This window comes from Saccharopolyspora taberi (assembly GCF_039534165.1).
GTDB classification, from domain to species: domain Bacteria; phylum Actinomycetota; class Actinomycetes; order Mycobacteriales; family Pseudonocardiaceae; genus Saccharopolyspora_D; species Saccharopolyspora_D taberi.
Map to the genome: position 1 here is coordinate 175027 of NZ_BAAAUX010000010.1, position 14292 is coordinate 189318.

At 71.6% G+C, this 14292-nt stretch carries 10 protein-coding genes and 1 pseudogene; 9 read left to right on the forward strand and 2 right to left on the reverse strand.

All coding sequences use genetic code 11. The annotated features are described in order from the left end of the window. Positions 1 to 53: 53 nt before the first annotated feature. Positions 54 to 1214: a 4-hydroxybenzoate 3-monooxygenase gene (locus ABD691_RS09120; RefSeq protein ID WP_344679071.1), complete on the forward strand. Its 1161-nt coding sequence runs from the start codon at positions 54 to 56 to the stop codon at positions 1212 to 1214. On the opposite strand, the pseudogene ABD691_RS09125 reads toward ABD691_RS09120, so the two are convergent. Then, positions 1211 to 1991: pseudogene (locus tag ABD691_RS09125) on the reverse strand (LysR family transcriptional regulator). The gene ABD691_RS09120 and the pseudogene ABD691_RS09125 overlap by 4 nt on opposite strands. A gap of 125 nt (positions 1992 to 2116) precedes the next feature. On the opposite strand from ABD691_RS09125, the gene ABD691_RS09135 reads away from it, so the two are divergent. Beyond that, positions 2117 to 3343, forward strand: coding sequence for an MFS transporter (locus tag ABD691_RS09135; RefSeq protein ID WP_344679092.1), 1227 nt, complete (start codon positions 2117 to 2119; stop codon positions 3341 to 3343). Here the strand turns inward: ABD691_RS09135 and ABD691_RS09140 are convergent. Continuing rightward, positions 3324 to 4436 (reverse strand): PQQ-dependent sugar dehydrogenase, encoded by a 1113-nt coding sequence (locus ABD691_RS09140; RefSeq protein WP_344679074.1) that lies wholly within the window; start codon positions 4434 to 4436, stop codon positions 3324 to 3326. The genes ABD691_RS09135 and ABD691_RS09140 overlap by 20 nt on opposite strands. Before the next feature lie 275 nt (positions 4437 to 4711). Here ABD691_RS09140 and mfd point away from each other — a divergent pair, with 275 nt between their 5' ends. From mfd to ABD691_RS09175, 7 genes are all read left to right on the forward strand, one after another. Then, complete coding sequence (mfd, locus tag ABD691_RS09145; protein ID WP_344679075.1) at positions 4712 to 8296, forward strand: transcription-repair coupling factor; 3585 nt, start codon at positions 4712 to 4714, stop codon at positions 8294 to 8296. Between the two features lie 227 nt (positions 8297 to 8523). Continuing rightward, complete coding sequence (locus tag ABD691_RS09150) at positions 8524 to 10200, forward strand: BCCT family transporter (protein WP_344679076.1); 1677 nt, start codon at positions 8524 to 8526, stop codon at positions 10198 to 10200. Between the two features lie 340 nt (positions 10201 to 10540). Next, complete coding sequence (locus ABD691_RS09155) at positions 10541 to 10936, forward strand: hypothetical protein (protein WP_344679077.1); 396 nt, start codon at positions 10541 to 10543, stop codon at positions 10934 to 10936. Positions 10937 to 10973: 37 nt separating this feature from the next. Further along, a complete protein-coding gene (locus tag ABD691_RS09160; RefSeq protein ID WP_344679078.1) occupies positions 10974 to 11642 on the forward strand; it encodes a PPE domain-containing protein in 669 nt (222 codons plus the stop codon). Continuing rightward, on the forward strand, positions 11632 to 12387 hold the full coding sequence (locus ABD691_RS09165) for an ESX secretion-associated protein EspG (protein WP_344679080.1): 756 nt from the start codon (positions 11632 to 11634) through the stop codon (positions 12385 to 12387). The genes ABD691_RS09160 and ABD691_RS09165 overlap by 11 nt, the downstream gene beginning before the upstream one ends. Positions 12388 to 12460: 73 nt before the next feature. Further along, the gene (locus tag ABD691_RS09170) at positions 12461 to 13015 is read left to right on the forward strand and encodes an AMIN-like domain-containing (lipo)protein (RefSeq protein ID WP_344679081.1); all 555 of its coding nucleotides are present in this window, start codon (positions 12461 to 12463) and stop codon (positions 13013 to 13015) included. Positions 13016 to 13292: 277 nt separating this feature from the next. Further along, positions 13293 to 14213, forward strand: coding sequence for a SurA N-terminal domain-containing protein (locus tag ABD691_RS09175; protein ID WP_344679082.1), 921 nt, complete (start codon positions 13293 to 13295; stop codon positions 14211 to 14213). Positions 14214 to 14292: the final 79 nt, after the last annotated feature.

Genomic DNA, 14292 nt, shown 5'->3' on the forward strand with positions numbered 1-14292 from the left:
GTGTGGCTCACCCGAGTAGCGGCCGTCACACGGCCAACGGAAGGGAAGTGGCGATGCGGATCCAGGTCGGGATCGTCGGAGCCGGGCCCGCCGGGCTGATGCTGTCCCATCTTCTGCACCAGCGCGGCATCGAGTCGGTCGTCCTCGACACCAGGACCAGGGCGGAGATCGAGGGCACGATCCGCGCGGGCGTGCTGGAGCAGAACTCGGTCGACCTCATGGTCGAGACCGGTGTCGGCGACCGGGTCAAGCAGCAGGGGATGGTGCACCACGGCATCGAGCTGCGCTTCGGCGGCAGGGGCCACCGCATCGACTTCGCCGACCTGACCGGCCGAGGCGTGACGATCTACCCGCAGCACGAGGTGCTCAAGGACCTCATCGCCCGGCGGCTCGCCGACGGCGGCGACATCCGCTTCGGCGTGTCCGACGTCGAGGTCGAGGGGATCGACGGCGACGCCCCGATGATCCGGTTCACCGAGGACGGCACCGAACGGGTGCTGCACCCGGACCTGGTCGCGGGCTGCGACGGTTCCCGGACCCGGACCCGTGGGCTGATCCCCGCGCGCCAGGACCACTTCCGCCAGTACCCGTTCGCCTGGTTCGGCATCCTCGCCGAGGCACCGCCCTCGTCCGACGAGCTGATCTACGCCCGGCACGAGAACGGTTTCGCGCTGATCAGCACCCGTTCGCCCACGGTCCAGCGGATGTACCTCCAGGTCGACCCGGACGACACCGTCGAGCAGTGGTCCGACGACCGGATCTGGAGCGAGCTGCACGCGCGGGTCGACGGCGAGGGCGCGCGGATCGTCGATGGGCCGATCTTCTCGAAGTCGGTGCTGCAGTTCCGCAGCTTCGTCTGCGAGCCGATGCAGCACGGGCGGCTGTTCCTCGCCGGGGACGCCGCGCACACGGTGCCGCCGACCGGGGCGAAGGGCATGAACCTCGCCCTCGCCGACGTCCACGTCCTCTCCCGCGCGATGGACCGGTACTTCGCCGCCCGCGACCGCACCGCGCTCGACGCCTACACCGCGACCGCGCTGCCGCGGGTCTGGCGGGCGCAGCACTTCTCGTGGTGGATGACCTCGATGCTGCACCGGATGCCGGAGGCGAGCGGCTTCGACCTGAACCGCCAGCTCGCCGAACTCGACGCGGTCACCCGCTCCCGCGCGGGGCGCACGCTGCTCGCCGAGAACTACGTCGGAATGCCGCTCTAGGCCGCGATTTCCAGGAAGGACCGCAGGACGGGCGGCTCGGTGCCCCGGCGCCACGCCATGGCCATCCGGGCCGTCGCGGTCCTGTCGGTCAGCGGCACGAACACCGTCCCGGCGCGGGGTAGCTGCTGCACCGAAGACGGCAGGACGGCGATCCCGATGCCGCCCGCGACCAGCCCGACGATCGTCTGGAGCAACCAGACGTCGGGCTGCACGACGTGCGGGGTGAACCCGGCGCGCTCGCAGGCTCCGGTGACGATCCCGTGCAGGCCGGGCATGTCGTAGCGGGGCGGGAAGATGAACGGCTCGTCCGACACCCAGCTCAGGTCCACTTCGGACTGATCGGCCAGCCGGTGCGCCGAAGGCAGCGCCAGCACGAGCGAGTCCTCGGCGATGGTGCGCACGCGCAGCGACGGATCGTCGATCGGGAGGTAGAAGAAGCCCGCGTCGATCCGGCGGTCGTGCAGCCGCGCCACGACCTCGTCCGGCCGCATCTCCTGGAGGTGCAGCCGCACCTCCGGGCAGCGCGCCTTGAACCGCCGCAGCAGCGGCGGCAGCACGGCGTTGCACGCCGACGGCACGAACCCGAGCGCCAGCCTGCCGACCTGCCCGCTGCCCGCCTCGCGGGTCATCCGCGACGCCTGGTCGACGTCGCGCAGGATCCGGCTTGCGCAGCTGCGCGTTCAGCGGCGGCTGCGCCATGTGCAGGCGGGCCGCCGCGCGGGTGAGGCTCTGCTCCTCAGCGATCGCGACGAAATACCGCAGGTGCCGGAGTTCCACGTTCACCTACCCATAGCTTCAGCGTATGAAGCACGCTAAATCCTGGTATTGGACATATGGGTGATCTCGGCCGCACCCTCCCTTAAGACCTGTCGGGTTCGACGAGGGAGCGTGCTGTGCCGGGAATGGGAACGAGCGCCCGCTGGGTGCTTCCGCTGTGCTGGACCGCGGTGCTGCTCGACGGGTTCGACCTCGTCGTGCTCGGCACGGTGCTGCCGGTGCTGCTGGAGGACGGCGTCTGGGGCATGACCCCGGCGAGCGCGTCCCTGGTGTCCACCGTCGGCCTGCTCGGGATGATGATCGGCGCGCTGGTGATCGGCACCCTGACCGACCTGGTCGGCAGGCGGCGGGTGCTGGTGCTGTCGGTGGCCGGGTTCTCGGTGTTCACCGCGTTGTGCGCGGTGGCGCCGTCGATGCTCGTGTTCGGGCTGCTGCGCTTCCTGGCCGGGCTCGGCCTGGGCGGCTGCCTGCCGACCGCGATCACGCTGGTGACCGAGTTCGCCAGGGGCGACCGCCGCAGCAGCGCGACCACCACGATCATGACCGGCTACCACGTCGGCGCGGTGCTCACCGCGTTGCTCGGGTTGCTGCTGATCCCCGGGCTGGGCTGGCGGACGATGTTCGTCGCGGGCGCGCTGCCCGCGCTGGTGCTGGTGCCGCTGATGGTCCGGTACCTGCCGGAGTCGCGGGTCTTCACCGCGCAGACGAGGGTGCAGGCCCGCGACAGCATCGCGACGCTGTTCCGCGGCGGGATGGCGGTGTCCACCATCGCGTTCTGGGTGGCCTCGTTCCTGGGGCTGATCCTGGTCTACGGGCTCAACACCTGGCTGCCGCAGATCATGCGGGCCGCGGGCTACCCGCTCGGCGCGTCGCTGGGCCTGCTGCTGACGCTGAACGTGGGCGCGGTGCTCGGGCTCGTCGCGGGTGGCCGGGTCGCCGACCGCGCCGGGGTGAAGGGCTCGACGGTCTTCTGGTTCCTCGCCGCGGCCGTGCTGCTGGCGCTGCTGAGCGTCCGGCTGCCCGCGGCCGGTCTCTACGCCGCCGTGCTGATGGCCGGGTTCTTCGTGTTCAGCGCGCAGACCCTCGTCTACGCCTTCGTCGGCCGCGCCTACCCGGCCGCGAGCCGCGCGACCGGTCTCGGGTGGACGACCGGGATCGGCCGCATCGGCGCGATCACCGGACCGCTGCTGGGCGGCGCCCTGCTGACGGCCGGCATCGCCTACCCGTGGGGCTTCTACGCCTTCGGCGCGATCAGCGCTCTGGCCGCGGTGGCGATCGCGGCGGCAGCGCGGCCCGCGGCCGATTCGCCCGCACCGGGCAGCGAACACGAGGTCACCGCGGGACGGGGCTGACCCGCAGCACCTTGTCGTCGCCACCGTTGGACGTGGTCAGGTACAGCGCGCCGTCCGGTCCAGTCCGGGCGGCCCGCAACCTGCCGAACCTGCCGTCGAGTTCGGCCGGAACCGCGGCGTCCCGCACGCTCCCGTCGGGATTCGGCTTGAACAGCAACAGCTTGCTGCCCCTGAGCGCGGCCACGGCGAGCGTCCCGCCGTCCCAGTCCAGGTACGCCGCGCCGCACACCGCCTCCGTCGCCGAGCCCGACGACCACACGGCGGGCATGGCGTCCGGGAACCGCGCCAGATCCGTCATCGGCACCGACTCGTCGTAGAAGTCCTGGGTTCCGCCCCGCGACGGGTCCCAGCCGTAGTTGCCGCCCCGGCGCAGCAGGTTGATCTCGTCGTCGACGTCCGGGCCGTGCTCGGCGATCAGCACCTGGCCGCCCGGGCGCGGTGCCAGCCCCTGCGGATTGCGGTGCCCGTAGCTGAACACCAGCCGCTCGGCCGGGTTCGGTGATCCGGCGAACGGGTTGTCCGGCAGGGGTTGCCCGGTGTCGAGGTCCATCCGCAGCACCTTGCCGCCGAGCGAGGTGCGGTCCTGGGCGATCGACGGGCGGGCGGTGTCACCGGTGCTGACCAGCAGCGCCCCGTCCTCGGCGAGCGCGGGCCTGCACCCGGAGTGCCGTCCGCTGGGGTTGACCGGCAGGCCGGTCAGCAGCTCTCCGACGCGCTGCGCGCTCGCGCCGTCCTCGGCCAGCCGCCAGGTGATCAACCGGATGTCGTCGCGGTGGTTCTGGCAGGTGATGAAGTGCCGGTTGCGGGCGAAGTCCGGGTGCACGAGCAGCCCCATCAGCCCGCCCTCGCCGCGCGCGACGACATCGCCGAAGTCGGCCGCCACCGGCCGCGCGCTGCCCGGTCCCACCAGCGCGAGGCGCCCCGGGCGCTGGGAGACCAGCGCTGTCCCGCCGGGCAGGAAACCGATGTCCCAGCCGTGTTCGAGGCCGGACGCGACCACCTCGACGCGCAGCCCGCCCTCGGTCGGGGGAAGTGGCGGCTCCGCCCTGGCGCAGGCGGTGAGGACGACGAGCAGCGCGAGCAGCCACGGCATGCGATCAGTCTGGCACGGTCCGCACGCGTCGGCGGGTACTCGCGGAACCGGGTCGGCAGCACCGCGCACGGGCGCTGTCGGGGCGAGGTCGTACGCTGGGTCGCGAACCCCCGGCCGTGGCGCCCCAGTCCGTCGCCGCGCAGTCCATTGCCGCGCAGTCCGTTGCTCCAGGGTCCGTTGCTCCAGGGCATGACCGCGCCCGGCCTGCCGCATCGGGCGAAGTCCCGGGCAGGGGTGTGTCTTGCGTTCGCTACGTTCGGTGCGAGGTAGTTGCCATGAGCCAGGCCGGTCCCCTCCGCGGACTGCTCGAAACCATGCTGCGCGACACCGCCGTCCGGCGCGTTGTCGACGCCGTCGACGATCCGCGCCTGGTGCTGGAGGGCCCGGCCGCGGCCCGCCCGCTGGCCGCGTCCGCGCTGGCCGCGGCGGACCGCCCGGTGCTGCTGGTCACCGCCACCGGCCGGGAGGCCGAGGAGGTCGCCGCCGCGGCGGCGGACCTGATCGGCTCCGCGGGCGTCGAGGTCTTCCCGTCCTGGGAGACGCTGCCGCACGAGCGGCTGTCGCCGCGCGCGGACACGGTCGGCCGCCGCCTGGCGGTGCTGCGCCGCCTGGCCCACCCCGAGGAGCACCCGCACGGCCAGGTGAAGGTGCTGGTCGCGACGGTCCGTAGCCTGATCCAGCCGATCGCGCCCGGGCTCGGCGAGCTGCGCCCGGTGCAGCTGCGCGTCGGCGCCGAGCACGACTTCGAGGACGTGGTCGACAAGCTCGCCGGCCTCGCCTACAACCGGGTCGACATGGTCGAGAAGCGCGGCGAGTTCGCGGTGCGCGGCGGCATCGTCGACGTGTTCCCGCCGACCGACGAGCACCCGCTGCGGGTGGAGTTCTGGGGCGACGAGGTCACCGAGATCCGCCCGTTCTCGGTCGCCGACCAGCGCTCGCTGCCCGGTGCCGAGGACACCGAGCTGTTCGCGCCCGGCTGCCGCGAGCTGCTGATCACCGCCGACGTGCAGGAGCGCGCGGCCAAGCTCGCCGAGCAGCACGAGGCCGACGCGCACCTGCACGAGATGCTGGGCAAGATCGCGGGCGGTGCCCCGGTGGAGGGCATGGAGGCGCTGATCCCGGCGCTGTGCGTCGGTGAGATGCAGCTGCTGACCGACCTGGTCCCGCCGCGCACGCACGTCCTGCTGGCCGATCCGGAGAAGGTCCGGGCGCGGGCGGCCGACCTGGTCCGCACCGGCCAGGAGTTCCTGGAGGCGTCCTGGATGGTCGCCGCCGACGGCGGCAAGGCACCGATCGACCTGGGCGCCTCGGCCTACCGGGGGCTGGCCGAGGTCGCCGAGCACACCAGGTCGCTGGGCCTGCCGTGGTGGTCGCTGACCCAGCTCAGCAGCGAGGACGCCGAGGACGACGGCGTCGTCCGGCTGGCGCTCAAGCAGGTCGAGGCGTACCGGGGCGAGGTCGAGCGCGCGTTCGCCGACCTGCGTGCGCACACCGCCGCGGGCGGCGCGGCCGTGCTGGTCGTCGCGGGCACCGGGACCGCGCAGCGCGCGGTGCAGCAGCTGCGCGAGGGCGAGCTGCCCGCGCGGCACGCGGAGGACGGGCTCCCGGCGGAGCCGGAGCCGGGCGTGATCACGGTCGTGCGCGGAGCGCTGGAGGACGGCTTCGCCGCGCCGGACGTGGCGCTGGTGGTGCTGACCGAGGCGGACCTGACCGGCGGTCGCGGCGGAACCTCCACCAAGGACATGCGGCGGATGCCGTCGCGGCGGCGCAACGCGGTCGACCCGCTGGCGCTGAAGGCGGGCGACTTCGTCGTGCACGAGCAGCACGGCATCGGCAAGTACGTCGAGATGGTGCAGCGCACGGTCGGCGGCGCGACCCGCGAGTACCTGGTGCTGGAGTACGCCAGCAGCAAGCGCGGCCAGCCCGGCGACCGGCTGTTCGTGCCGACCGACCAGCTCGACGAGGTCTCCCGCTACGTCGGCGGCGAGCTGCCGACGCTGAACAAGCTCGGCGGCTCGGACTGGAAGAACACCAAGGCCAAGGCGCGCAAGGCGGTCAAGGAGATCGCCGCCGAGCTGGTGCAGCTCTACGCCGCCCGCCAGTCGGCGCCGGGGCACGCCTTCGGCGCGGACTCGCCGTGGCAGCGCGAGCTGGAGGACGCCTTCCCCTACACCGAGACCGGCGACCAGCTCGCGGCCATCGACGAGGTCAAGGCCGACATGCAGCGCGCGGTCCCGATGGACCGGGTGATCTGCGGTGACGTGGGCTACGGCAAGACCGAGATCGCGGTGCGGGCGGCGTTCAAGGCGGTGCAGGACGGCAAGCAGGTCGCGGTGCTGGTGCCCACGACGCTGCTGGCCCAGCAGCACCTGAACACCTTCACCGACCGGATGCGCTCGTTCCCGGTCAACGTCAAGGGCCTGTCCCGGTTCACCGACCCGCTGGAGTCCGAGCAGACGATCACGGGCCTGGCCGAGGGCACGGTCGACATCGTCATCGGTACCCACCGGTTGTTGCAGACAGGTGTTCGCTACAAGGACCTCGGCCTGGTCATCGTCGACGAGGAGCAGCGGTTCGGCGTCGAGCACAAGGAGCACATCAAGGCCCTGCGCACGCACGTCGACGTGCTGACGATGTCGGCGACGCCGATCCCGCGGACGCTGGAGATGAGCATGGCGGGCATCCGCGAGATGTCGACCATCCTGACCCCGCCGGAGGAGCGGCACCCGGTGCTGACCTACGTCGGCGGCTACGACGAGAAGCAGGTGGCCGCGGCGATCCGCCGCGAGTTGCTGCGCGACGGCCAGGTCTTCTTCGTGCACAACCGGGTGCAGACCATCGAGAAGGCGGCCCGCCAGCTGCGCGAGCTGGTGCCGGAGGCCCGGATCGTCACGGCGCACGGGCAGATGAACGAGGAGCGGCTGGAGAAGATCATCCAGGGCTTCTGGGAGCGCGAGCACGACGTGCTGGTGTGCACCACGATCGTGGAAACGGGCCTGGACATCTCCAACGCGAACACGCTGATCGTGGAGCGCTCGGACGTCCTCGGCCTCTCCCAGCTGCACCAGCTGCGCGGCCGGGTCGGACGCGCCCGCGAGCGCGGCTACGCGTACTTCCTCTACCCGCCGGAGAAGCCGCTGACCGACACCGCGCACGACCGCCTGGCGACGATCGCGCAGAACTCGGAGCTGGGCGCGGGCATGGCGGTCGCCATGAAGGACCTGGAGATCCGCGGCGCGGGCAACATCCTCGGCGCGGAGCAGTCGGGCCACATCGCCGGCGTGGGCTTCGACCTGTACGTGCGCCTGGTGGGAGAGGCGGTCGAAGCCTTCCGCAGGCACGCGGGAGCGGAGCCGGGCGCGGTGGAGGAGGAACTCCCGGAGGTCCGGGTCGACCTGCCGGTCGACGCCCACATCCCGCACGACTACGTGCCGGGCGAGCGCCTGCGGCTGGAGGCGTACCGCAAGATCGCCGCGGCGGCGGACGCGGAAGCCCTGGACGCGGTCCGAGCGGAGCTGACCGACCGCTACGGCCCGCTACCGGAGCCGGTGGAGCGCCTGCTCAAGGTCGCGGGCTTCCGCCAGGTGTGCCGCAAGCACGGCGTCACGGAGGTGACCCTGCAGGGCTCGTCCCTCCGAGTCGCCCCGATGGAACTCGCCGACTCGCAGCTGGTGCGCCTCAAGCGCCTGTACCCGAAGGCGGTCTACAAGGCAGCGGTGCGCACGGTGTCGATACCCCGCCCGACGGAGGGCGCGGCGGGCGGCAGGATCGGCGCACCCCCGCTGCGCGACGACGCCCTGCTGGACTGGTGCGCAGGACTGCTGGAGTCGCTGGCCGGACGCCCCGCCCCAGTCGGCTGAGCCTCGGGCGGGCTGCTCGGGTCGGTTGATCCGGCCGAGGCCCGAGGTCGGGGTCGAAGTCCCCGACCGAACCCCGAACCGCGTCGGTCCCGGAGAGGTCTGGGGCGGCGAGCGCCCCAGACCCACCCGACCGCACCGCCCCCGCGCCTCACCACCCCGGCTCCTGAGTTGCCGACCCCGCGCCTCCGAGTGACCGTTGACGCGATCGTCACGAGGAGGCGCGAACCATGGCGGAGAACAAGATCCCCGCGCACGTGCCGGAAACCCGGGCGGCCGAGCAGCGGGCGCGCACCGACTACGTCGTCTTCGGCGTCACCGCCGCCATCACGGTCTTCTTCGTCGGCTGGGGCGTGCTGTCGACCGAGACGCTGGCCAGCTCGGCGAGCAACGCGCTGGCGTGGCTGGTCACCAACATCGGCTGGGGGTTCGTGCTGGCCGCCACCGGTTTCGTGGTGTTCGCGCTGTGGCTGGCGTTCAGCCGGTACGGGACGATCCCGCTGGGCGAGGACGACGAGGAACCGGAGTTCCGCACGGTGTCCTGGATCGCGATGATGTTCAGCGCGGGCATGGGCATCGGGCTGATGTTCTTCGGCGTCAGCGAACCGCTCGCGCACTTCGTCGAGCCGCCGCCGGGGACGGTGCCGCCCTACACCGACGAGGCGATCGAGACGGCGATGGCGACCACGCTGTTCCACTGGACGCTGCACCCGTGGTCGATCTACGCGGTGGTCGGGCTCGCCATCGCCTACGGCAGCTTCCGGCGCGGGCGCAAGCAGCTGATCAGCGCGGTGTTCGCCCCGCTGTTCGGCCAGCGCCGCTGCGACGGGCCGATCGGCAGGCTGATCGACATCCTCGCGCTGTTCGCGACCCTGTTCGGCTCGGCGGCCTCGCTCGGGCTGGGCACCCTGCAGATCCAGAGCGGCATGCAGTCGGCGGGCTGGATCGGCGGGGTCGGCACCACCGTGCTGGTGCTGATCATCGTGGTGCTGACCATCTGCTTCGTCATCTCGGCGGTCTCCGGCATCGCCCGCGGCATCCAGTGGCTGTCCAACATCAACATGGTGCTGGCCGCGCTGCTGGCGGTCTTCGTGTTCGTCGTCGGGCCGACGGTGTTCATCCTCGACCTGCTGCCGATGTCGATCGGCGACTACTTCCGCGACTTCGCCACCATGATCGCCCGCTCCGGCGCCACCGGCGGCGACGTGATGAACAGCTGGCTGTCCAGCTGGACGATCTTCTACTGGGCGTGGTGGATCTCCTGGACGCCGTTCGTGGGCATGTTCATCGCCCGGATCAGCCGGGGCCGCACGATCCGCCAGTTCGTCGCAGGCGTGATCCTGGTGCCGAGCGTGGTCAGCCTGGTGTGGTTCTGCATCCTCGGCGGCAGCGCGATCCGCATCCAGGACGGCGGCGCCGACGTCTACGCGAGCGGCGGCGAGGAGGCGCAGACCTTCTCGGTGCTGGAGACCCTGCCGCTGTCGGCGATCACCACGATCCTGGTCATGATCCTGGTGGCGATCTTCTTCGTCTCCGGCGCGGACGCCGCCTCGGTGGTGATGGGCACGCTGTCGCAGCGCGGCTCGATCGAGCCGAACCGGTGGATGGTGATCTTCTGGGGTGCCGCGACCGGTGCGGTGGCCGCGATCATGCTGGTGATCGGCGGCGAGGACGCGCTCAGCGGCATCCAGAACCTGACCTTCATCGCCTCCGCCCCGTTCGCGGTCGTGATGGTCGCGCTGTGCGTGTCGCTGACCAAGGACCTGCGCAGCGACCCGCTGATGCAGCGCGGCGAGAAGGGCGCGGAGGTCCTGGAGCAGGCGGTCATCGCGGGAACCGAACGCCACGGCGAGGACTTCCAGCTGGAGGTGGGTCCCGCCCACCACGACGAGGACGAGAAGGCTTGATCGACCGCGTTCTCCGGCCGGAATCGGGGAATATGCCAACAGGAATTGCTCTCGCCGCTTGATCGCTTTCCGCTGGTGCGCGTTCCGAATTCCGCGCTACCGCCCATCGGTGCTTCCGGCTGCGCCGAACCAGCGATTTCCGTTGCTGCATTTGAGCTTTTCGGATATTCACGCTGAATCGTTATCGCCACGTTTCGTGGGTTTCTGCCAGGATCGTTCGGGCCCCAGTGACTGTTCGGCACAGTGACTGTTCAGCACAGTGACTGTCCGGCACAGTGACTGTTCGGCACAGTGACTGTTCGGCACTGCGGCGGGTTCGCCTGGAATCGGTGGAGGTTCCGTGGGAGTCGTAGAGGCGTTCGTGACGGTGTCGCGCGACGGTGCGATCGCGCCGCCAGGTCAGGCCGTGCACGCGGCCGGGGCGGGCGGGACGACCACCGCGTTCGAGGTGGACCGGGACCGGATTCCTGAGATCGTCGCCGATCTCGGCCGCGCGGTCGACGCCCTGGCCGAGGCCGAGCGCGCGGCGCGCGAGGGCGACGGCTTCGTCCCTCCCGGGGAGGACCCGGTCAGCGCGGGCGCCGCGTGGGAGATGGGTCCGCAGCTGACCGGGAAGTACCTGGCCAGGATCGCAGTGGTCCGGGCGGGTCTGGAGTCGATGATCCTCAACCTGCGCGCCGCGATGGCCCAGCACGACGCGGAGGAGGGCCGAGCGCCCGGTTCGTCCGGGGCCTGACGACGGCAAGTCGGGGGGAACGTTTCAGGAGGCTGCGATGATCAGCGCTTTCGAGGCGGGGGTCAGGTCGGCGGAGCGCACGATCACTCCCGACCTGCGCGTCAGCGGTGTCGCCGGGCACCTCATCCACCGCTGGTTCCACCGGGGCAACGGCACCGGCAGCGCCCGGGCCGCCGCGCGGGCGTGGCGGGAGGTCGCCGAGCACCACGACGCCGCGGCGGCGGCGATCGACGACGCCATCGCCAAGCTCGGCGAGTCCGGGCGGGGCGGAGCCGGGCTCGTGGCGCCGCTGCGGCGCACCGTCGAGGCGTGCGCCGTGGAGGCGGTCGTGGCGGCGGAGGCCATCGACGCCCAGATCTCCTGCTTCCACGAAGCGAAGGACCGCGTCGTGGACGTCGGCTCCGAGCCGCCCTGCCTGGACCTCAGCGCACCGATCGCGCTGGTGAACCTGGCCGTTGCGACCGCCGAGCACTGGTCCGCGGTGCGGGCGAACCAGGATGCCCTGGAGCGGTACGGGGCGGCGACCGAAGGCAACGTCGCGAACCTGCCGCGCTTCGGCCAGCACGAGCGCCCGAGCCGTCCACAACGGACCCAAATCTCGCCGCAGGACACCACCCCGGCCCCGCAGGACCGGCACCGGGAACGCAGGCGCCTGTTCGGCCTGGTGCGCCGGGGCAGGCGGAAGGACGTCCAGGATGCGGATTGACGGCATCATCGACCAGCCCGTCTCCCTCGACTACGCGGCGTTCGACGTGCTGTACGCGGCCGAGTGCGGTGAGGACGCGCCGAAACCCGTTGGCCTGGAAGGGATTTCCCCCGGCGCCACCTACCAGGAGCGGCTCCGCGTCGTGGACGAGGTGCTGGCCGGACTGCACGCTCGCGGGCTCGCGGTGGTCGACACCCCGGTCCGCCCGCTGCTCGACACCGTCCGGTTGCTGTGGGAGCCGCACCTCGCGATCTACGGCTGGTACACCGGCGGATCCGGATCGGGCAGCTTCCACATCGCCGCTTCCGAGGACTTCGCGGTGTTCGCCGGCCTGGCCGGCGATGTCGTCACCCTGCAGCCGATCAGCTGGGATTCCTTGTACACCAAGGCGTTCGAGCTCGTCCCGGAGGTCGGCCCGGTCCCGGGTGGCAGCTTCGTGCTGCCGGTGCGGCCCGCTTCCCGGCACGACAGCGGAAGCCTGCTGGACCCGGTGTACGAAGAGGACGACGAGGATCCGGTCGACCGCGAGCAGGCCAGGGCGCAGGAGCTGGTCCACGGTTCCCGGCCGCTGTTCGCCATGCAGGTGTTCAAAGCGAGCCGCACCGAATTCCCATTGCACTGCTACGCAGGCGAAAACGGTGCCGTGCTTGCGGTGCGCAAACAACCGCGTCCCGGAGCCGACCCCCGTCTGCACCTGATTCCCGCGACCCGCGGCACGTTCGGCCGCGAGGTCCGCGCGTTATGAGGATGTGATGGAACCTGCCCGTCCCCGGCGCGTCTGAAGGTGCGTAACGGCAATTCGCAAGGGGGCCATCACCATGTCTGTCCGCAACAAGCTCGCCATCGCCACCGGTTCGGTCGTGCTGTCCGCGCTCGCGCTCACCGGGTGCTCGGCCGGTGCCCAGCCCGCGCCGCCCGCTCCCGCGCAGGGCAACGGGGTCCAGGCCGCGGTCGGCGACACCGGCGGGGCCGTCGACACCAGCGGCCGGATCGACATCCGGGGCGGGCAGCACGGCTCCGAGGAGCGCGTGGTCTTCGACTTCAGCGCGCTTCCCGAGCTCTCCGGTGGGATCAAGGTGATGAAGTCCGAGATGGACACGAAGTCCCCGGTGTGGGGCGGCTCGGGCGAGCCCGTCGAGGGTATGAAGGGCAACACCTTCCTGCACGTCTACCTGGAGGCCGCGGACGCGGCGCGGACCACCGAGGGCCCGGAGGAGTTCGGCCTGCCGACCGCCAGGAGCGCGGTCGTCAACGACAACTCCCACGGCACCGCCGAGCTGACCGTCGGCCTCGACGCCGCGGTGGACTTCGAGGTGCTGGTCGAGGGCGAGAAGGTGATCATCAACATGACCCGTGGCCCCCTCGGCCGCTGACTCCACCCAATCGGCGCAACCGCAACCACAACCCAGCCATCGTCCTCAAGCGGCGAAGCCGCTTAGCCCACCCTGCCAACCGGCACCGCCGCAGGTTCTCAGACGCCTTCTCGCGAGGACAGCTTTTTCGCTCGTATTGGTCATACGTGCGCAAAAGATCCCGCAGCGAGAAGGCGTCTGAGGTTCCGCTACCGGCATCTCCAAACAAGGCGAGTGAACGTCACGAGGTTCCAGCGCAGTGTGACTTCGTGAGAGGGTGACGCCTGTGAGGTTCGCCATGCCGCGCCAGAAGCGCCTGCTCGCGTCGATCGCCACCGCTGGACTCCTGCTCGCCGGATGCGGTACCGGACAACCCGGTGCCGCCGCCGTCGTCGGCGGCACGAGCATCCCCGTCGACCAGGTGCAGTCCTGGTTCACCGCCGTGCTGGACAAGGAACCCGGGCTCAAGGAGCAGTTGCGCGAGCAGGGCCAGATGGACGACATCGGCCGCAGGCTCGCGTCGTTCACCGTGCAGCACGAGCTGATCCGGCAGACCGCCGCCGCCGAGCGGCTGCACGTCGACGAGCAGCGGGTGACCGACGTGATCCAGGGGATGGGCGGCGAGGCGGCCACCCAGGGCACCGTGTTCACCCCGGCCAACTTCCGCGACAGCGTCCGGTACCAGCTGCTCGCCGGTGAGCTGGCGCGCAAGTACGTCGACCGGCTGTCGGTCACCATCGACTACACCCAGGCGAGCACCCGCGACGAGGCCGAGGCCAAGGTCCGGCAGCTGGCGCAGGGCCCGGAGCAGGCCGCCGCGCTGATCGCCGCCGACCGGGCGGCCGGCCTGCGCGCGGTGTCCGGCGAGCGGGTCTGGGCCGGCGACCAGGGCGGTCAGATGGCCTCGGACACCCCGCTGTTCGGCACCCCGGCGGGGACCGCGGTCGCCTTCGAGCTCCAGCCGCAGTCCGGTCAGTGGCTGGTCGCCCTGGTGCGCCAGCGCGACACCGCGACCCCGTCGCCCGCCCCGGTCGCGGGCCAGCTCGACGCCGAGGCCGCGCAGCGGATCGGCTCCAGGCTGATCGGGATCACCGCCGCCGAGGTCGGCGTGGAGCTCAGCCCCCGGTACGGGGTGTGGGACCCGGTCGCGCTCGCCGCCGCCCCGAACGCCGGTGAGACCACCGGCTTCGCGGTGTCCGGGCAGCAGCCCAGGTCCTGACCCGGCGAGAACCGGCCGCGCCGCTCCGACTGGAACAATGGCGACATGACTGCTCGGGTGATGCAAGGCTGTGCGGTCG

Excerpts from the sequence above, each read along its gene's own strand:
- ABD691_RS09170 (WP_344679081.1), top strand. The coding sequence starts at position 12,461 with ATGTCTGTCCGCAACAAGCTCGCCATCGCCACCGGTTCGGTCGTGCTG.
- mfd (WP_344679075.1), top strand. The coding sequence starts at position 4,712 with ATGAGCCAGGCCGGTCCCCTCCGCGGACTGCTCGAAACCATGCTGCGC.
- ABD691_RS09120 (WP_344679071.1), top strand. The coding sequence starts at position 54 with ATGCGGATCCAGGTCGGGATCGTCGGAGCCGGGCCCGCCGGGCTGATG.
- ABD691_RS09140 (WP_344679074.1), bottom strand. The coding sequence starts at position 4,436 with ATGCCGTGGCTGCTCGCGCTGCTCGTCGTCCTCACCGCCTGCGCCAGG.
- ABD691_RS09175 (WP_344679082.1), top strand. The coding sequence starts at position 13,293 with ATGCCGCGCCAGAAGCGCCTGCTCGCGTCGATCGCCACCGCTGGACTC.
- ABD691_RS09165 (WP_344679080.1), top strand. The coding sequence starts at position 11,632 with ATGCGGATTGACGGCATCATCGACCAGCCCGTCTCCCTCGACTACGCG.
- ABD691_RS09135 (WP_344679092.1), top strand. The coding sequence starts at position 2,117 with ATGGGAACGAGCGCCCGCTGGGTGCTTCCGCTGTGCTGGACCGCGGTG.
- ABD691_RS09150 (WP_344679076.1), top strand. The coding sequence starts at position 8,524 with ATGGCGGAGAACAAGATCCCCGCGCACGTGCCGGAAACCCGGGCGGCC.
- ABD691_RS09160 (WP_344679078.1), top strand. The coding sequence starts at position 10,974 with ATGATCAGCGCTTTCGAGGCGGGGGTCAGGTCGGCGGAGCGCACGATC.